13 protein-coding genes are annotated in these 18313 nt (G+C 64.2%); 8 read left to right on the top strand and 5 right to left on the bottom strand.

Annotated features, from left to right (window positions below; genetic code table 11):
• From ACZ52D_RS04075 to ACZ52D_RS04100, 6 genes are read left to right on the top strand one after another with little or no spacing between them, the layout of a single operon-like run.
• On the top strand, positions 1–1017 hold the full coding sequence (locus tag ACZ52D_RS04075) for a glycosyltransferase family 2 protein (RefSeq protein ID WP_464442621.1): 1017 nt from the start codon (positions 1–3) through the stop codon (positions 1015–1017).
• Positions 1014–5579 (top strand): MupA/Atu3671 family FMN-dependent luciferase-like monooxygenase, encoded by a 4566-nt coding sequence (locus tag ACZ52D_RS04080; protein ID WP_464442622.1) that lies wholly within the window; start codon positions 1014–1016, stop codon positions 5577–5579. Before ACZ52D_RS04075 ends, ACZ52D_RS04080 begins: the two co-directional genes overlap by 4 nt.
• Positions 5576–6265, top strand: a complete 690-nt coding sequence (locus ACZ52D_RS04085; protein WP_464442623.1) for a 4'-phosphopantetheinyl transferase family protein — start codon at positions 5576–5578, stop codon at positions 6263–6265. The genes ACZ52D_RS04080 and ACZ52D_RS04085 overlap by 4 nt, the downstream gene beginning before the upstream one ends.
• On the top strand, positions 6262–7200 hold the full coding sequence (locus tag ACZ52D_RS04090; RefSeq protein ID WP_464442624.1) for a hypothetical protein: 939 nt from the start codon (positions 6262–6264) through the stop codon (positions 7198–7200). Before ACZ52D_RS04085 ends, ACZ52D_RS04090 begins: the two co-directional genes overlap by 4 nt.
• Positions 7197–9716: a hypothetical protein gene (locus ACZ52D_RS04095; protein WP_464442625.1), complete on the top strand. Its 2520-nt coding sequence runs from the start codon at positions 7197–7199 to the stop codon at positions 9714–9716. The genes ACZ52D_RS04090 and ACZ52D_RS04095 overlap by 4 nt, the downstream gene beginning before the upstream one ends.
• The gene (locus tag ACZ52D_RS04100) at positions 9713–10573 is read left to right on the top strand and encodes a glycosyltransferase family 2 protein (RefSeq protein ID WP_464442626.1); all 861 of its coding nucleotides are present in this window, start codon (positions 9713–9715) and stop codon (positions 10571–10573) included. Before ACZ52D_RS04095 ends, ACZ52D_RS04100 begins: the two co-directional genes overlap by 4 nt.
• Here ACZ52D_RS04100 and ACZ52D_RS04105 read toward each other — a convergent pair.
• Positions 10570–11784: a glycosyltransferase gene (locus tag ACZ52D_RS04105; protein ID WP_464442627.1), complete on the bottom strand. Its 1215-nt coding sequence runs from the start codon at positions 11782–11784 to the stop codon at positions 10570–10572. The genes ACZ52D_RS04100 and ACZ52D_RS04105 overlap by 4 nt on opposite strands.
• A 232-nt stretch (positions 11785–12016) precedes the next feature.
• On the opposite strand from ACZ52D_RS04105, the gene ACZ52D_RS04110 reads away from it, so the two are divergent.
• A complete protein-coding gene (locus tag ACZ52D_RS04110; RefSeq protein ID WP_464443115.1) occupies positions 12017–13414 on the top strand; it encodes an oligosaccharide flippase family protein in 1398 nt (465 codons plus the stop codon).
• Here the strand turns inward: ACZ52D_RS04110 and ACZ52D_RS04115 are convergent, their stop codons facing one another.
• The 3 genes from ACZ52D_RS04115 to ACZ52D_RS04125 all read right to left on the bottom strand — a co-directional run bounded on the left by ACZ52D_RS04115 (position 13415) and on the right by ACZ52D_RS04125 (position 16731).
• Positions 13415–14692, bottom strand: a complete 1278-nt coding sequence (locus ACZ52D_RS04115; RefSeq protein WP_464442628.1) for a GumC domain-containing protein — start codon at positions 14690–14692, stop codon at positions 13415–13417.
• Between the two features lie 126 nt (positions 14693–14818).
• Positions 14819–15559 carry a P-loop NTPase family protein gene (locus tag ACZ52D_RS04120; protein ID WP_464442629.1) on the bottom strand — a complete coding sequence of 247 codons (741 nt, stop codon included), beginning with the start codon at positions 15557–15559 and terminating at the stop codon, positions 14819–14821.
• 389 nt (positions 15560–15948) lie between these two features.
• On the bottom strand, positions 15949–16731 hold the full coding sequence (locus ACZ52D_RS04125) for a sugar transferase (protein ID WP_464442630.1): 783 nt from the start codon (positions 16729–16731) through the stop codon (positions 15949–15951).
• 51 nt (positions 16732–16782) lie between these two features.
• Between ACZ52D_RS04125 and ACZ52D_RS04130 the strand changes: the two genes are divergently transcribed.
• Complete coding sequence (locus ACZ52D_RS04130) at positions 16783–17121, top strand: hypothetical protein (RefSeq protein ID WP_464442631.1); 339 nt, start codon at positions 16783–16785, stop codon at positions 17119–17121.
• On the opposite strand, the gene ACZ52D_RS04135 is transcribed toward ACZ52D_RS04130, so the two are convergent.
• Complete coding sequence (locus ACZ52D_RS04135) at positions 17116–18267, bottom strand: AraC family transcriptional regulator ligand-binding domain-containing protein (protein ID WP_464442632.1); 1152 nt, start codon at positions 18265–18267, stop codon at positions 17116–17118. The genes ACZ52D_RS04130 and ACZ52D_RS04135 overlap by 6 nt on opposite strands.
• Between the last annotated feature and the right edge of the window lie 46 nt (positions 18268–18313).

The following is an 18313-nucleotide window of genomic DNA, read 5'->3' on the forward strand; positions in this document are numbered from 1 at the left end:
ATGGCAGACAACGCACGCATACTGACGATCCTGTTGAATTTCCGAACACCGGAGATGACCCTGCGCGCCGCCGAGGCCGCGCTGGCCGAGATGCGCGCGTTGCCGGGCGAACTTTTGATCATCGACAACGGCTCGGATGACGGCTCTTTCGAGCAGATCAGGAGCGCTGCGCATGAAAGGGGCTGGCTGGAGGATGGCAAACTGCGTCTCCTGGCCTCGCCCGTGAACGGTGGCTTTGGCGCGGGCATGAACCTAGGTTTCAAAACCGGCCTGTCAGATGGCTCGGCGCCGGAGTTCTACTATCTCCTGAACTCGGATGCCTTCGTGCAGGGGGACACCATCCGACGGTTGCGCGACTTTCTTCAACGCTCTCCCGGTGCCGGGCTGGTCGGTTCTTACGTGCAGGGCACCGATGGCACCCCGCATCGCACTGCCTTTCGCTTTCCCTCCATCGCTGGCGAGTTCGAGGCCAGCATCTGCACTGGCATCTTTACCCGGCTGCTGCGCCCCTGGGTGGTCGCCATGGAGATACCGCAACAGGAAACCCAGGTGGACTGGACCGCCGGCGCCAGCCTGATGATCCGCCGCGAGGTGATCGAGGACATCGGGGGCTTTGACGAACGGTTCTTCCTCTATTTCGAGGAAACCGACCTCTGCCACCGCGCCGCCCGCGCGGGCTGGCGTACACATTACCTGCCGGACAGCCGGATCGAACATGTCGGCTCGGCCTCCACCGGGATGAAGGACTGGCAGCGCACGCCCGGCTACTGGTTCGACTCGCGGCGGCATTACTTCACCAAGACCCACGGCCGCGCCTATGCGCTGCTGGCAACGCTGGCACAGGCGGCCGGGCGCAGCCTGTACGCACTGCGCTGTGTGCTGAGCGGTCGAAAACGCCCCGGCCCGCCGTATTTCCTGCGCGACCTGCTGCGCCATGAGCTGCGCGCCAGCCTGCGCCCCTCCGCCTGCCCTGCTGAAACGCGCCCGATCTCTCCGCTTGTGAAGGAGCCGAAATGACCCCTTTTTCCGCTGTCGTCATTGGCAATGAATCGCTGCTGATCGGCTGTGCCGACACTTTGCTGGCGCGCGGCCATCGGATTGATGCGGTTGTCTCGCAGGATGCCGACATCCGCCGCTGGGCTGCCGACAAGGGGCTGGCGCTGCTCGAGCACCCGCAGGACATCACGGGCGGCTATGACTGGCTGCTGTCGATTGCAAATCTGACGATGATCCCCGACGCCGTTCTGGCTGGCGCTGCGCGCGGGGCGGTGAATTTCCATGACGGGCCCTTGCCTGCCTACGCGGGCCTCAACACCCCGAACTGGGCGCTGATCAACGGCGAGCCGCAGCACGGCATCACCTGGCACCTGATGACCCGCGGTGCCGACGAGGGCGACATCCTGGCCCAGCGAAATTTCGATGTGGCAGAGGATGAAACCGCCTTCAGCCTGAACTCCAAATGCTATGCCGCGGCGATGGACAGCTTCCCCGAGGTTCTGGCGCAGCTGGAAAGCGGCGACCTGAACCGCCAGCCGCAGGATCTGAACCAGCGGCGTTACTTCGCGCGCGCCGACCGTCCGGCGGCGGGCGGGCTGCTGGATTTCACCCGCCCCGCGGCTGAGCTGGCCCGACTGGTGCGAGCGCTGGACACGGGCGGTTACTGGAACCCCATGTGCATCGCCAAACTGCGTCTCGGCGATCAGCTTGTGCTGGCAGGCACCGCGCGGCTGGCCGAAGGCACGGCAGCGCCCGGCACGGTCCTGGCCGTCTCGAAGGACAGTTTGACTGTTGCCACCACCGAGGGCGCGGTGCGGCTATCGCGGCTGACCACACCGGCCGGGCTGGCGGTAGACCTCCGTTCGCTGTGCGACATCGGCACGAATTTGCCCGGCGTCCCCGCCGACGAGGCTGCCCGGATCACCGAAGCCCTCGCCGCCGCCCAACAGGGCGAGCCGCACTGGCGCAAGCGGCTCGCGGCGATGCAGCCGCTTCAACTGCCGCTGGCCTCGGACACAGGGAACACGGGAACCGCCCGCCGCAGCCTGCCACTGCCCGCCGGGCTTGACGCTTCTACCGCCGCAGCTGCAGTGCTGGCCTGGGCCCTGCTGGGAACGGCCGAGGAGCGCGGCGATGTGGCGCTGGCCACCTCCGTGGCGCAGGGCGCGGCCGGGTTTGTCTCTGACTGGGTGCCGTTGCAGGCCCGGCGCGAGGAAACCGTGCAGACACTGCTGGACCGCACCAAGCAAGAGATTGACACGGCACGGACATACGGTGGCTTTGCCAGCGACCTGATCGCCCGTGCGCCAGAAATCGCGGCGCAACCGATGCCTGCCATCGGCCTGTCGCTGGAAGGAAACGCCCCACTGGTCGGCTGCGCGGTAACGGTCGCACTGTCAGAGGCAGAATTGGTGCTGCACTGTGACGCCAGCCGAGTGGACGAGCGCGCCGCGGACCTGCTGGCAGCGCGGCTGGACCTGCTCCTGCAGGCCTTCGCCGAGGGGGTCGAAGGTCCGCTTGCCGCCCTGCCGGCGCTACCGGATGCCGAACGCCGGATGCTGCTCGAGGACTGGAACAACACGGCCTGCGACTATGACGCCGCGCAAACCGTCCACGCGGCGTTTGAAGTGCAGGCCACCAAAACACCAGACGCCACCGCACTGGTTTTTGAGGACCGGACCTACACCTACGCCGAGGTCAACGCCCGCGCCAATGCTGTTGCCGCACGGCTGCAAGCTATGGGCGTGCAGCCCGGCGCCCATGTCGGCATCTACATTCGCCGCAGCGCCGAGCTCGTCTTTGCCGCGCTGGGGGTGCTCAAGGCGGGTGGTGCCTATGTGCCGCTGGACCCGGCCTATCCGGCCGACCGCATCGCCCATTACATTCTGGACAGCCAGGCGCAGGTGATCATCACCCAGGCTGCGCTGAGCGCCAGCCTGCCCGCATCGGACGCGAAGGTGCTGGAGGTCGAGAGCGTTACCGATCCGGTGGCGGACAACGTTGACGGCGGCGCGGCGGGCAGTGATCTGGCCTATCTGATCTATACCTCCGGCTCCACCGGCACGCCCAAGGGAGTGATGGTCACCCACGCCAATGTGGCGAATTTCTTTGCCGGGATGGATCAGCGCATTCCGCATCAGCCCGGCGATGCCTGGCTGGCAGTGACCAGCCTCAGCTTCGACATCTCGGTGCTGGAGCTGTTCTGGACCTTGTCGCGCGGGTTGAAGCTGGTGCTGTCCAGCGACGAAAGCCGGTTGGAGCTGTCGCGCGGCCCGGTGGCACTGTCGGACCGCCGAATGGATTTCAATCTGTTCTACTGGGGCAATGACGACGGGCCGGGGCCGCAGAAATACAACCTGCTGCTGGAGGGCGCCAAATTCGCCGACCAGCACGGCTTCAACGCGGTCTGGACACCAGAGCGGCACTTTCACGCCTTTGGCGGCCCCTACCCCAACCCGGCCGTTACCGGCGCGGCCGTGGCAGCGGTCACGCAGAACATCGGCGTGCGCGGCGGCTCCTGCGTCGCTCCGCTGCACCACCCGGCCCGCATTGCCGAGGAATGGGCGGTGATCGACAACCTGACGGCAGGGCGCGCAGGGATCGGCTTTGCCTCTGGCTGGCAGCCGGATGATTTCATCCTGCGCCCGGAGAACACCCCACCCGCCAACAAGCCTGCGCTCTTCGATGCCATCGAAACCGTACGCAAGCTTTGGCGCGGCGAGGAGGTCGCCTTTCCACGCAAGGACGGCAGCGAACATGCCGTCATCACCCAGCCGCGGCCGGTCTCCTCCGAACTGCCGGTCTGGGTTACCACCGCCGGCAACCCCGACACCTGGCGCGAGGCCGGGGCGATCGGCGCCAATGTGCTGACCCATCTCCTGGGGCAAAGCATCGAAGAAGTCGCGGGCAAAATCCGCATCTACCACGACGCGCTGCGCGAGGCGGGCCATGATCCGGCGGATTTCAAGGTCACGCTGATGCTGCACAGCTACCTGGCCGAAACCCGCGAGCAGGCCCGACAGGTGGCGCGGGAGCCGATGAAGGACTACCTGCGCTCCGCCGCCGGGCTGATCAAGCAATACGCCTGGGCCTTCCCGGCCTTCAAGCGGCCCGAGGGCGTGAACAATCCGTTCGAGATGGACCTCGGCTCCCTCTCCGAGGCCGAGATGGACGCAATCCTCGACTTTGCCTTTGAGCGCTACTTCGAGGACTCCGGGTTGTTCGGCACCGTGCAGGACGCCTGCCAGCGGGTTGCGGCGCTGAAGCGCATCGGAGTCAATGAAATCGCCTGCCTGATCGACTATGGCATCGCCCCCGACGTGGTGTTGGAGGGCCTGAAGCCGCTGGCCGAGGTTCTCCGCCTCAGCAACGCGCCGCAGGCACTGGCAGCAGATGACTTCTCCCTGGCGGCGCAGATCGTGCGGCACGGGGTGACCCACATGCAATGCACACCGTCAATGGCCCGGATGATTGCGGAGGACGCGAACGCGAGCGCCTGCCTGGGCCAATTGCAGCACCTGCTGGTCGGCGGCGAGGCGCTGCCCGGCGATCTGGTGCAGGCGCTGCGCGCGTCGACCGGCGCCGTGCTGCACAATATGTACGGGCCGACCGAGACGACGATCTGGTCCACCGTCAGTCGTATTGATGCCGTGCCGCAGGGGACCGCCAGCATCGGCACCCCGATCGCCAATACGCAGGTTTACGTGCTGGACGATACCCAGCAGCCGGTGCCCCTCGGCGCTGTGGGAGAATTGTATATCGGCGGCGCGGGCGTGACAGCGGGCTACTGGCAGCGTGACACGCTGACCGACGAGCGCTTTGTCACCGCAGACTTTGCCGAAGGCCGCCTGTACCGAACCGGCGACCTGGTGCGCTGGACCCCGGACGGTCAGCTCGCGTTTCTCGGGCGTTCCGATCATCAGGTCAAGATCCGGGGCCAGCGGATCGAATTGGGCGAAATCGAGGCTGCCCTTGCGGCCCAACCGGGCGTCACCGGTGCGGTCGTCGTACCACGCGGGGGCAGCGGGGCCGAACAACTGGTCGGCTATGTCACCGCAGCGCAGCCGGTTGATGAAGCCGCCGTGAAACAGGCACTCGCCGCACGGCTGGCGGAGGCCATGGTGCCTGCCCGCATCGTCACGCTTGAGACTTTCCCGCTGACGCCAAACAAGAAAATTGACCGAAAGGCACTGCCCGACCCGCAGCCCCAACGACTGCAAGCGGTGGCAGCCGAGCCCCTCAGAGGTGACTTGCAAGCCAAGATCGCGGCGGTCTGGAGCCGCTTGCTCGGCATTGCCAACATCGGTGCGGCAGACAACTTCTTCGAGTTGGGTGGCCATTCGTTGCTGGCTGTGCAGGCACACCGGGAGCTGCGCGACACCCTCGGGCTGACCACGCTGTCGATCACCGACATCTTCCGGTTTCCCACGCTGTCCAGCTTGGCGAACCACGCCGAAGGGATTGCAGGGGGCACGGAAAAAGCCGAAGAACAAGCGACAGGTACCAGCGCCGCCCCGGACCGCAGCGACACGATGTCCAAGCGCCGGGCCATGCGCGCCAATCGCAGGACAAGGACCGGATGACGGCAGCCAATACCAGACTGGCAGAACGGCTGGCCCTGCTAAGGCCGCTGCTGGCCGAAGACGTGGCCCTGGCCGGGGCGGATCCGCTGGCCAACCCGCCCGCCCCCTTGCCCGAAGAGGTCGCCTGCCTGTCGCCAAACGCGGTGCGCAAGCGGCGTGACGAGTTTGCCGCCGGGCGTGCCGCTGCCCACCAGGCGATCTGCAAGCTGGGCCTTCCCTTGCAGCCGGTTCCAGTCGGCCCGGACCGCGCGCCGGTCTGGCCGGAAGGGGTGACAGGTTCGATCAGCCACACGCAGAGCTGTGCCATGGCGGTGTTGGCGCGCAATGACGCCGTGCAGGGGCTGGGCATAGATTTGGAAGAAGATACGCCACTGAAAGACGATCTGCTGGCGGCGATCTGCACCCCGCGTGAACGCGACTGGCTGCGGCAGCAGGACCATGCCGGTCAATTGGCCAAGCTGATTTTCTCGGCCAAGGAAGCCGCCTACAAGGCCCAGTATTCACTAAGCCGGGCCTACTACGGATTTGATGGAATGGAATTGGATATCGACCTATCCGCCGGCAGTTTTCAAGCCGTTTTCACCGCCGCACGACCACCGTTTGCGCGGGGCGAGGCCGTCCCCGGACGCTTTGTCATCGGCGCGGAGCTCATCATGACAGTGGCGGAAGTCCGGAGGCGCTCATGATGGCGCGCCGCGGGTTTATCGCCCTGTCGGCAGCCGTCGCGGCCTTGGGGCTGGCCGGTTTTGCCACCCGAAATCGCCCGGTTCCAGTACCGCCGCCACTCCCGAAACCGGAGGGGCCGCTGACTGTCTTTCACCTTGGCCATTCGCTGGTCGGCGCGGACATGCCATATATGCTGGCACAGCTAGCTCCCGATGGGCACGGCTATAACAGCCAGCTGGGTTCCGGCACATCGCTTCGCGGTCATTGGGAGCCTGACGAGCCGATCCTCGACTTCGATACCGCCAATCAAGCTCCCGCCTTCCGGGATGCACGTGAAGCGGTCGGCTCGGGCGATTATGATGCGGTCGTGGTGACCGAGATGGTCGAACTGCGCGATGCGCTCAAGTATTTCGATGCGGCCAAGTATTTCGAAAAATGGGTCGATCTGGCCAGTAACGCGTCTCCAGCGCCGCGACTGTTCCTGTATGAAACCTGGCACAAGTTGGATGACCCCGAAGGCTGGTTCGAGCGGATCGACGGCGACCTGGAGCGGCTCTGGATCCGTGAACTGACGGGCCGGGCCAGTCGGCGGCACCCGGATCAGCCAGTGTATCTGATCCCCGGCGGACAGGTTTTGGCCGCCGTTGCCCGCGCCGCTGAAAACGGAAATATCCCCGGGCTCGACTCACGTGAAGCACTCTTTGCACGGACGCCGGACGGAGGCCTGGATACTATCCACATCAATGATCTGGGAACGTATATCGTGGCATTGACCCATTTCGCGGTGCTCTACCAACGCAGCCCCGAAGGCCTGCCCCACCAACTGACGCGCGCTGATGGCACGCCCGCTCAGGCGTGGCCCACCGATGCGGCGCGCCGCGTGCAGCAGATCGTCTGGCAGGTGGTCACCGCGCTGCCGCGTACCGGTCTCGGGGCTGAGGCACGCAACGCATGAAACTGGAAGCGCTGATCTCGTCCGTGGTGATGATCGGCCATTCGTTGTTCGGGCCGGACAACCCGCCAATGCTGGAACAGCTTCTGGCGGCTGGCGGCCAGCCTGCCACTGTGGAAGCGCAGATCATCAATGGCGCGCCGTTAAGCTACAACTGGCAGCACAGCGGTGACGGAGAGGGAGTGGACGCCCGCTCGCGACTGGAACGCGCGGCCGATGCGGTCATCGTGACCGAGGCAGTCCCCTTGGCCAACCACCTGAAGTGGAGCGACACCGAGGGCGCGGTGACCCAGTTCTACGAACTGGCGAGGCATTCCAACCCCGAGGTGGATTTCTACCTGCAAGAAACGTGGCACAGCCTCAACAGTGGCACCGAGACCCCGGTACCCTTTGATGAAGGTGCCCACGTACCCTGGCGTGAGCGGCTGGAACAGGACCTGCCGCGCTGGCAGGCGGTCGTGGATGCGGTCAACGCCCGCACCGACGGCACCGTACGGCTGTTGCCCGCAGGCCAGGCAATGGCGCGGTTGGATGATGCGATCCGGGCAGGCACGGTGCCGGGCCTTAACAGCATCGCTGACGTTTTTGCCGACGACATCCACCCCAATGCCACCGGTTTCTACTTCCTCGCTTTGCTGCAGTACGCGGTGCTGACCGGACAAGACCCCAGTGGGCTACCGCATCAATTGAAGGACCGCTGGGGCAATCCCTACCCGGCCCCCTCTCCTGCTCTGGCCGCCCGATTGCAAGCCATCGCCTGGGCGGCGGCCCAGGGGCAGCAGATACGCACCGCCGCCCTGCCAAAAGAACCAGCCGCGCTGCCGCAGGAGCCGACACTGCCTGCGCTCAATGCCAACGTTACCCCCTTGCCCGCTGCCGCGAAGACACCCGCGGCAGACGGGGTCTTGCGGCAGCCGATCGCCGTTACCCTTGCAGGCGTCGCCGACTGGAGCACCCAGGCGCCGTTTCTGGACCATTTCAAGACCGCACGCCCCTGGATCGGCCACCTGCCCGGCCAATGGGGCGGTGTTACCCATGCGGATCTGCAAGCGGCCGGTTATCTCGACGACAATGGCTGGCCCACCGCGATCCCGCCGGAACTGGGATCGATCGGAACGGTCATCCTGACCGACCTGCCCGAGGACGCGCGCGCGCTTGCCGGACGCTATGTGCTGCGCTTTGACGGCGAAGGCATTGTCGAGGTTTCGGGCCGCGCCAGCAATGTACGATACGGCAAAGGCGAGGTGCGCTTTGACTTTATCCCCGGTCCCGGGCCCGTCTCGATCCTGATCCAGCGCACTGACCGGGATGGCGACTACGTGCGCAATATCACCGTCGTGCGAGAGGAGCATCTTGGCGCTCATGACAGCGGCACGCTGTTCAACCCGTTGTGGCTGGACCGGTTGAACGGGTTTGACGCCCTGCGGATGATGAACTGGATGGCCACCAACAACTCGGAACAGACCGGCTGGGAAGATCGCCCGCGGCGACAGGATTACACTTGGGCGCAGAAGGGGGTTCCGGCTGAGGTGATGCTGGAACTGGCCAACACGCTCGGTGCCGATCCGTGGTTTTCCATGCCGCACATGGCCGACGACAGCTATGTCCGCCAGTTTGCGAGGCTGGTGAATGAGGGGTTGGACGCGGATCTGCGTGCCTATGTCGAATACTCGAACGAAGTCTGGAACTGGCAGTTTGAACAAGCAGCATGGGCGGACACACAGGCCAAGGCCCGCTGGGGGGGCGAAAACCTGTGGATGCAATTCTATGGCGGTCGCGCCGCCGAGGTGGCGCAGATCTGGAGCGAGGTATTCGGCGACAACTCTGAGCGGCTCGTGCGGGTGGTCGCGACCCAGACCGGCTGGCTGGGACTGGAGGAACAAGTGCTGACAGCGCCATTGTGGCAAGCGGAAGACCCCGCGCGCCAAGCCCCTGCCGCCTATTTCGACGCATACGCCGTGACCGGCTATTTCGGCGGGATCCTCGGAACCCGCGACCGCGCGGGGCAGCTGCGCGCCTGGATCGCCGACAGCCGCGCACAGGCCCGCGCGGTCGCCGCCAACCGTGGCCTGCCCGGGGAGGCCGCCGCAGAGTTTGTCGAGCGACACCGCTATGACGCCGCCAGCGCCCAGGCGGCGGCAGAATTGCGCGACGGGCTGATCTCGGGCGATGCCAGCGACACGCTCTCAGACTTGATAGAGCGGGTGTTGCCCCATCACGCGCGCGTGGCGAGGAAGCATGACCTGGACCTGATCATGTATGAAGGCGGCACACATGTAGTCGGTATCGGTCCGGTGGTGGATGACCCTGAAATCACGGATTTCTTCATCCACTTCAACTACACCGAAGAAATGGGCACATTGTACCGGGATCTGCTCAACGGCTGGTCCGAGGCAGGCGGCAGCCTTTTCAACGTCTTTGTCGACGTGAGCGCCCCGGGCAAATGGGGCAGTTGGGGGGCGCTGCGCACGCTCAGTGACAGCAACCCGCGCTGGGACGTTATCGAGGCGGCAAAGTGAGCGTGCTGGTCTCGGTGCTGATACCCGCCCATAACGAGGCAGCCTATATCGGCTCCTGCCTTGATGCCGTGTTTGCCTCGGATCCCCTTCCCGGCAATGCCAAGGGCGAAGTTCTGGTTCTCGCCAACGGTTGCTCGGATGAGACTGCCGCACAGGCAAGATCCGTGCAGCCGCCTGAGGGGTGGAAGCTAAAGGTGCTGGAACAAGCCGAGGGTAGCAAGCTGGGTGCCCTGAATGTCGGTGATGCGGCGGCGCGCGGCGATGTGTTGGTCTATCTCGACGCGGATGTCACCGTCTCGCCACAGCTGATTCCGCAACTGACGGCGGCACTGATAGCTGGCCCGAACGCCGCGGCGAACCGATACGTCCCGCGGTATGCGAGTGGCAGCCCGCAAGTGCCGCGAGCCCAAAGCGCGATTACCCGTGCCTACGCAAGGATCTGGACGCAGCTTCCCTTCTTCACCAATGGGGTTCCGGGGTTTGGCATATTTGCCATGAGCCGCGCCGGGCGGCAGCGTTGGGAAGACTGGCCGGACATCATTGCCGACGACATCTTCGCCCGCCTCAATTTTGCGCCGACGGAACGTATCCGCGTTCCAGCAAGCTACAACTGGCCGATGGTCGAGGGCTTGCGCAACTTGGTCCGGGTGCGACGGCGGCAGAATGCAGGTGTGGCGGAGATTGCCCAACGCTATCCAAACCTCGCCAAGAACGAGGACAAGCCCCGGCCCGCAAAGGCCGATCTCCTGCGGCTCATGGCGACGGACCCGGCCGGATTTGTTGTCTATGCGCTGGTCGCGGCGGCGGTCAAAACACCACTGTTCGCCTCAAGTAAACGCTGGACCCGAGGCCGCTAGTCCCGGGCCTTGATCGCCTCCTGAAAACAGCGGGCAAGCCGCGCCGCCTCGGTCGCGCTGTCATGCCGCTCCAGCACCCGCGCGCGCCCCGCCTGGCCCATCGCCCAGCGTTTGTCCGGCGCGGTCCGCTCCAACGCCTCAATCGCTGCGACCAATGCGGTGACGTCACCGGCCGGGACCAGCCAGCCGGTCTCCCCAGGCCAGACCAGTTCCGGCGTCCCGGCGATGTAGGTTGCGATCACCGGACGTGCCGCCGCCATCGCCTCCATCACCACCATCGGCAAACCTTCAGCAAAGGATGGCATGACGAGCGCATGTGCCCGTTCGAGTTCGCGGCGCACGCCACTTTCTGGCAACCAGCCCGTCAGGGTGACATTGCGCTCCAGTCCGAACCGGGTGATCGCAGTTTCCAACGCCCCGCGCATCTCGCCGTCGCCGATGAGCGTTAGGTGAACCTCTGGCATTCGTCGCATCAGTTCCGACAGGGCGTGGATCAGCACCATCTGCCCTTTTTGTTCCACGAACCGCCCGATCGCCACCAGGCGCAAGGGCCCATCCGGTGGCTGTACCACCTCGCGCCAGCGGTCTGGCTCTATCCCGCAATGGACAACCTTCAGGCTGTCCCACTTGCCAAAGTCGGCCCAGCGGCTCAACTGGCTTTTGCCAAAACTGCTGACCGCCACGGTAAAGGCAGCACGGTTGATCTTTTCCCCCAGCGACAAGGTCCGCGGGGCGTCGAACTCCTCGGGGCCGTGCACAGTGAAACTGTAACTCACCCCGCCCAGCGCCTCGGCCAGCATTGCAACCGCCGCAGCATTGGTGCCGAAATGCGCATGCATGTGCTGCGCGCCCTCCTCAGCGCAACGCTGCTTCACATAGGCGGCCTCAACCAGGTAGATAAGGTGCCGCAGCAGCCCCCGGTCCGAGGCCCGCGCCAGTTTGGCCGCCAAGGCCATTGCCCGCAGGAAGCGCCGCGGCGAAGCTGCGAACGCGCGCACCGCCGCTGCCAGCAACGGCAAGATGCCCGCCTTCAGCACATATTCCGTCCGCGCGCCCTCGGCCTGGTCACCCGGATCAGCCAGCGGCATCGTCGTCGGCCGCATCGCAAGGCGCAAAACCGTGACGCCCTGCGCCTCCAGCGCATGCAATTCCCGGCGGATGAAACTGTGCGAAGGCTGCGGGTAGGTATTTAGAATATAGCCAATTTTCAACGCGGTGCTTCCCACAAGTTCAGTGATCACCGGAACACTAACCGCGCCGACAGCACTTGCCCAGCATCGACGCAGAGATGTTTGGTCCACGTTGAGAATGCAGCACAGGCACCGGATCGTGACAGTATTTCAACGTGCTGAGCGTCATTCGACGGTAACGCCGCTCTGATGATTGACGCTCTTCATGCTGCTGCATAGCGTGCGGCATCGGGCGGTAGGCAACGGAGTGATCATGCAGCGGGTCGCGGCGCTATTTGCAGGACAGGGAATGATGGCGCGTGTCTTGCGCTCCGCCTCGTGGCTGATGATCGGCTATGGCGGCAGCCAGGCGTTGCGGCTGGCGTCGAATCTTATCCTGACACGTATCCTGTTCCCCGAAGCCTTCGGGCTGATGGCCCTGGTCTCGGTGGTGACGGTGGGATTGTCGCTGTTTTCCGACGTCGGTGTGGGCTTGTCCATTGCCCAAAGCAAACGCGGGGACGAGCCGGATTTTCTCGATACCGCCTGGACCATCCAGGTCATACGCGGCTTCTTTCTGTGGCTGATGACTGGGCTGCTGGCCTGGCCAGTGGCGCAGTTCTACGATGCGCCAGCGCTGGCGCTTTATCTGCCGATTGCCGGAGCCGGGCTGGCGCTGGCCGGCTTTCACCCGACCCGGGTTGAAACCGCGCTGCGCCACCTGCACGCAGGCCGGGTGACCGCACTGGACCTCGGCGCGCAGGTGGTCGGCCTTGCCGCCATGATCCTTCTGGCGCTGGCGATGCAGTCGGTGCTGGCGCTTGTCATTGGCGGGGTGATACAGGCAGCCGCCAAGCTCGCGCTGTATCACATTGGCCTGCCGGGGCGGGGCAACCGGTTCCGTTGGGAAAAAACCGCCGTGCAGGAACTGATCCGCTTCGGCAAATGGATCTTCCTGTCTACCGCCTTCTGGTTCCTGACCTCGCAGGGGGATCGGGCGATACTCGGGCGGTTTGTCCCCTTGGAGGTGCTGGGGCTCTACAACATCGGCTATTTCCTGGCGAGCTTCCCGATGCAGCTGGGCCACGCCGTGAACCAGCGCCTGATGATCCCGGTCTATCGCGACAAACCTGCCGATGCCGCGCCGGAGAACCGACGTCGGCAACGCCAACTGCGCTTTGGCCTGACGGGGGCAATTCTGTCCCTGTTGCTGGTGATGGCCTGGATTGGCCCCTGGCTGGCAGGGCTGCTCTATGACGACCGCTATGCAGCGGCAGGGCCGATGATTGTTCTGATCGCCTTGGCGCTCGCGCCCGCCGTGATCACGATGACCTACGATCAGGCTGCCTTGGCTGCGGGCGACAGCCGCGGGTTCTTTGTCTTCTCAGCCACACGTGCCTGTTTGCAAACGGGGATGTTCCTGGCGGCCGTCACCACGCTTGGGCTGGGCGGTGGTATCGCGGCGCTGGCGGTCTCGGTGCTGGCGGCCTACCCCGTGCTCGTACTTCTGGCACAGCGCCACCACGTCTGGGACCCGCTGCATGATCTGGTGTTCTTCGCGCTATGTGTTCTCGTTGGGGGCGGCGCCCTGCATTGGCACTGGACGGAGATCAGTAGCATGTTCGACCAGGTGCATTTGATTCAGGGCATGACATCCATTGGCGCAAACTGATCAGCCTGTGCCCCGGGATCGACGCCACGGCAACAAGCGCAGCAGCAGGCCGCCTATCCCCCTGCGACGGGGGGCGGACTCCATCATCGGGATCGACACCACGGGCAACAGCCCTGTTTCCCGTTGCATCTGCGCTGCCGTGCGCAACACCGGATGGCGCAGTTCCAGTACAAAGGCCACCGCGAACGCCAGGAAGAGGCTGGCCGCAGCCCCGATCAGCGCCTTGTTCTTGCGGGAGCCCGTCACCGGGTAATCCGGCAAGGGGGCGGGTTCGAGGATGGTCAGGCGCTCCGCCTGCCGCCCGGTTTCAAGGCGGAAGCCGACTTCTGCTTCGTTGCGGCGCGCTGTCATCCGCGCCAATTCTGCCTGCAGCTGCTCCATCCGCCGGTCATAGGCCCCCAGCTGACGCTCCACCTCGGGCGTGGTCTGCAGCGACTCTTCCAAGGCGGCTTTGCGCTGGCTCAGCAACGCTTCCTGTGCGTCCAGCGTCTTCAATTTCTGCTCGAATTCAGCAAGCATCCGCCGCGCTGTGGCGGGACGTTCCTCGGCCTGGGCCTGGTCTGCCGCCCGTCGGATCTCGATCCGTTCGCGGGCAATCTCCAGTAAGCCCTGGTTCATCGTGGCGATTTCCTCGCGACGAAACTCGATGGTGCCCGGCAAGGCGACTTCGTGCTCGAGCCGATAGGCCGCGATCTCATCTTCCAGCGCAGCAATCTGTTCGCTGAGCGCGGCCTCTTTTTCGGCAAAGAAGTTCAGCGTCTCGCGCGCCTGGGCAATCCGGCTTGCCTGGCTCAGTTCGATGGTGCGGCGACCGAACTCCCGGGCAACCTGCTGGGCCTGTTTTGCAGTGGGCATGCGGGCAGTGATGGTCAGCACCGAAATGGTACCATCGTCAGAGAACCCTTCGCGCGCGGCCGCAACGCCTGTAATCCGCACCGAGTGGCGCAGCATGGCGACCTTCTGCAAAGGTGTCAGCGACGGCTGGTCCGCGTAAAGGCCGAATTTCTCGATGATCTCCAACACCGTTCCACGCGCCATCAGCCGCTGCTCAATCAGCTGCATGCGCCGCGCCGAAGAGCCTTCTACGGTGGATTTGGCCAGTTCACCGGCGATCTGCGGCCGGGCAATCTGTAGCACCTCAGCTGTCTCGTATTCATGCTGCTGACTCGCCGCGAACCACAGGGACACCAGGCAGCCGAGGACAAACACCCGAAAGATGATGGACAGCCTGCGCCGCACCATGTCCACAAAATCGGCAAACGAGTAAATCGGCCCCATCTGTCTGCTCTCTTGTTGCGGGCCACTGCGGCCCGGCCCCTTCCACGGCGGTTTTGAACTGCGCCTTTTCACACGCATTCACCACGGCGACAGGACCATGGCAACCGGGCAAAACTAAGGCGAGGATTAGTCCAGCGGCATCTCTGAACGCTGTGCACGGTTCAGAACAACCCCAAGAAGCTGGGTATGTCCGGCGAGCATCTTCTCGCAAGCGGCCAAATGGGCGGCGGTGGTAGCCGTGCCGTCCGAGATCAACAACACCGCGTCGACCTGGGGCAAGAAGGCCACCGTGTCGTCATGCTCCAGCACCGGCGGCAGGTCAAACAGCGCCGTGTGCGCGCCGCTACTCTGCATCATCTCGTCGATCGCGGCGGCACAATTGGCGCCGTGCAACAACTCGGCCGCGTTCTGGTCCGGCACGTCATTGGCACCGACAGCCAAGGATGGCAGCGGACGCACCAGTTGCTCTTCCATTCTGGTCGCGCCCGACAGGAAGCTCGCCAGCCCGCCATTTTCCCCGGACCCGGTTGGTGTGGCCAGCCCCATGGCCGCGGCGACACCGGGATGACGAAAGTTCATATCCATCAGGATGGTGCGCCGCCCCGGCACTCTCGCCAGGCTAAGTGCCAGGTTGACGGCGGAAAAGGTTGTTCCGCAACCGGACAACGGGGCCGTCACCGCAACCCGACGCCAGCCGCGATCTTTCAGCGTATGCAGCAAGCGGGTGCGCAGAAGATCGAACGACTTTGCTGCGGCGGACTCACGTTGGTTGCAGACCAGGCGCAGCGATCTGTCGCTTGCCCCTGGCGAACCGCTTCCCGCGAAACTGACCTGACGGATCTGATCCCAAGGTTCCGGCAGCGCCACCGGCGGCGTTGTCAAGATCGGCGCAGCTGCAATGGACGCCGAAGGCGGCGCAGGGGGATCTGCCGATATCGACGGCTCGTCTGTCGGCACCGGCCGGGCCTGAGCCTCTTGCTTTACGCTGGCCGGGGTCCCGCTTTGATCACGCGCAGGCACCTGCTCAAATGAAGGTGCGCCATTTGGCGCGCCTCGGTCAGAGGCGTGCTCAACCGCCAGAGCGCGGCGGCGGCGAAATCGCTTGAAGCCTTGCTCACTCATACTGGTGTCCGTTTTCTCCGTTTAGGTTCGGCACGATGGCTGGACCCCGTGAATGATGCGCCAGTTCAGGGGGGCTGACAACCGGGGCGGCTGGCACATGTCCGCCCGGTACAGTTCATTGTCGCAGACGCAGGTTAATAACCTGTCCCCTTTACGACCACAGCCAGCGTGCGCCAGATCAAACCGACATCTCGCTGCAGAGTGACCTCTCGCAGGTATTGACTATCCGCCTGAGCCCGGCAGGAGAACCCGGCCTCGTTGCGCACTGAGACCTGCCAGACACCGGTGATGCCGGGCCGCAGCGCAAAATATGCCTGTGCATCGCCGTATAATCCCAACTGGTTGGGCATCATCGGCCGCGGGCCAACCAGGCTCATGTCGCCGGTCAGCACGTTCCACAGCTGAGGCAGCTCGTCCAGCGACGTGGCCCGCAACAGCCGTCCAACCCGTGTGATCCGCGGGTCATTCTTCAATTTCTGGGTCTGTTCCCATTCCTGCCGCAGTGCCGGATCCTCGCGGAGATATTGCTGCAACAGCTGATCCGCATCACGCACCATGGTGCGCAGTTTCAGGATGCGAAACGTGCGGCCGGCACGACCCAGACGCGGCTGCGTGTAAAACGGGCGTCCGCTTTCAATCCAGAGCGCCAGAGCGCAGAGAGCAATTATCGGCAACACCACGGGCAAGCTCAGCAACACCAGGCTTACGTCCAGCAAACGTTTGCCGACTGCGGCGTAGGTCCCGTTCGCCAGTCCACCGTGAGCACGCTTCCCACTTGCACGGGCAGTTGCGCCCAAGGCAGCATTGATATTGGCCGGTTGAACCGGCAGCGCCCGCCTGACACGTGCGGCGTTCGCGCCCTGCAGCTCAAAACGTGCTAAAGCCAGCCCTGCGCCACCAGAAATCATGTACTTCATACCGTACCCCTGCTTCTCCAGCCGCATTGCAACTGGACCGCTGCCTCGAACATGCAGCCGTTCACTCTTGTCGCCGGTCACCTGGATCTTGGGATCCGCCTCGGCACCTCAGGTATTCTTAGTTCCATGAGGGCGCGCCCCCACGCGCCCGCATCTCTTCTGTCCCCTCCGGCACCAGGCCGGAGCGCCACCTTTCAGCGGCTCACCTTATTTAAATCAATTTTAGGAAACTTCTTGCAAATTGCGACCTTTAACCATGAATTCGACATCTACAGCCAAAAACCACACTTCGCCGGGAAACAATCCCGCCATCTGCGCTGCAATTGTTTTGCGCGCCTTGATGGCCGCGACCAAGAATCGCGAGGAATGGTGCTATTTTTCCTGTCATGAGGTTTTCTCCGCACGAAAGTTGCCCGGGCTTTGGCCTGTCCACCGACGAAAGGCATCGCTGAAACTGCTAAGTCCGGAGTACCCCAGCAGAAAGGCAACTTCGCCAAGTGAGAGTTGGCTGTCCGTCAGGTAACGGCGCGCCAGCATCTCCCGCATGTTCTCCAGAACCGAGAAGTAGCTGGTTCCCGACTGCGACAGCTTGCGGGACAGTGTCCGCGAGCTCATGCCAAGATCCCCCGCGATGACCGCCAGGGACACCGGGCCCGCAGGTAGCCTTGCAGAAATCGCCTCCTCGACCTGTGCGACAAGGCTCTTGCCCGACGGGGCGTGCTGCCCAAGGAGCAAATCGCCATAGTCCGTGAGCAGCCGCAACAATACCGGATCACCGCCCACCAGGGGCAGATAGAGGTCGTCGAGGCCGAACACGGCGCAACTTGCGCTGCTACCGAAGCGGATGGGGCAGCCCAGCGCCGCTTCCATTTCGACCACGCCGTCGCAGCGCTGGTGGGAAAACTCCACCTGTTTCGGCAGCACGCAACCGTCACTGGCCCGAAACAACCCGCGTAGAAACAACACAGCGAGGAATTCGGAATATTGCCGGGCCCTATGCGCAGCACCCGCCTTGCAACTCCAGTCCAGCTGCCCTTCATCTTCCAAGGCGCATGTATCCAAATCCCAACTGTCGCTGAGCAGCGGCGCGTATTGCGCCAGATCCTGAAGGAATTCATTGGGAGTCGATGTCGAACGGCAAATGTAGCCCAGAAGCCCTGCCTGCCGCAGGTCGCAGCTCTGTGCCAGATGCACCCCGAACAGATCGTCTCCGCTCAGCTTTTCGGCATGGTCAAAGAAACCCGCGATCCGTGCCGTTGTGGCAAGCGGCTTTTGCTGATCGAGCAAAACCTGCCCGAAACCGGTACCCCCAAAGACATCAGAAGGCGCGTTTCCCAAGGCCAGCAGACGTCGGGCCGCGACCTGCGCGAAGCTTGCATCGTGCAAGACAGCTTGGGTTTTCATAGCTTCATACCCTCCTGTCACGAAACGCGGGGGCGGGACCGACCGGTCCGGTTTCAGGCGACACCACGTCGCAAAGTTTAAGTGTCTTTTAAGAAAATACCGCGGATCTGCCCGAGCTGTCGCCCCTTGCATCGGGATGACGGAAGCACGCTTCAGGCTATCTAACCTATCCGTTTGG

It is taken from the genome of Leisingera sp. S2M4 (assembly GCF_055398055.1).

Coding starts and splice junctions, on each gene's coding strand:
- ACZ52D_RS04075 (WP_464442621.1), top strand. CDS start 1: ATGGCAGACAACGCACGCATACTGACGATCCTGTTGAATTTCCGAACA.
- ACZ52D_RS04080 (WP_464442622.1), top strand. CDS start 1,014: ATGACCCCTTTTTCCGCTGTCGTCATTGGCAATGAATCGCTGCTGATC.
- ACZ52D_RS04085 (WP_464442623.1), top strand. CDS start 5,576: ATGACGGCAGCCAATACCAGACTGGCAGAACGGCTGGCCCTGCTAAGG.
- ACZ52D_RS04090 (WP_464442624.1), top strand. CDS start 6,262: ATGATGGCGCGCCGCGGGTTTATCGCCCTGTCGGCAGCCGTCGCGGCC.
- ACZ52D_RS04095 (WP_464442625.1), top strand. CDS start 7,197: ATGAAACTGGAAGCGCTGATCTCGTCCGTGGTGATGATCGGCCATTCG.
- ACZ52D_RS04110 (WP_464443115.1), top strand. CDS start 12,017: ATGCAGCGGGTCGCGGCGCTATTTGCAGGACAGGGAATGATGGCGCGT.
- ACZ52D_RS04115 (WP_464442628.1), bottom strand. CDS start 14,692: ATGGGGCCGATTTACTCGTTTGCCGATTTTGTGGACATGGTGCGGCGC.
- ACZ52D_RS04125 (WP_464442630.1), bottom strand. CDS start 16,731: ATGAAGTACATGATTTCTGGTGGCGCAGGGCTGGCTTTAGCACGTTTT.
- ACZ52D_RS04130 (WP_464442631.1), top strand. CDS start 16,783: ATGCAGCCGTTCACTCTTGTCGCCGGTCACCTGGATCTTGGGATCCGC.
- ACZ52D_RS04135 (WP_464442632.1), bottom strand. CDS start 18,267: ATGCAAGGGGCGACAGCTCGGGCAGATCCGCGGTATTTTCTTAAAAGA.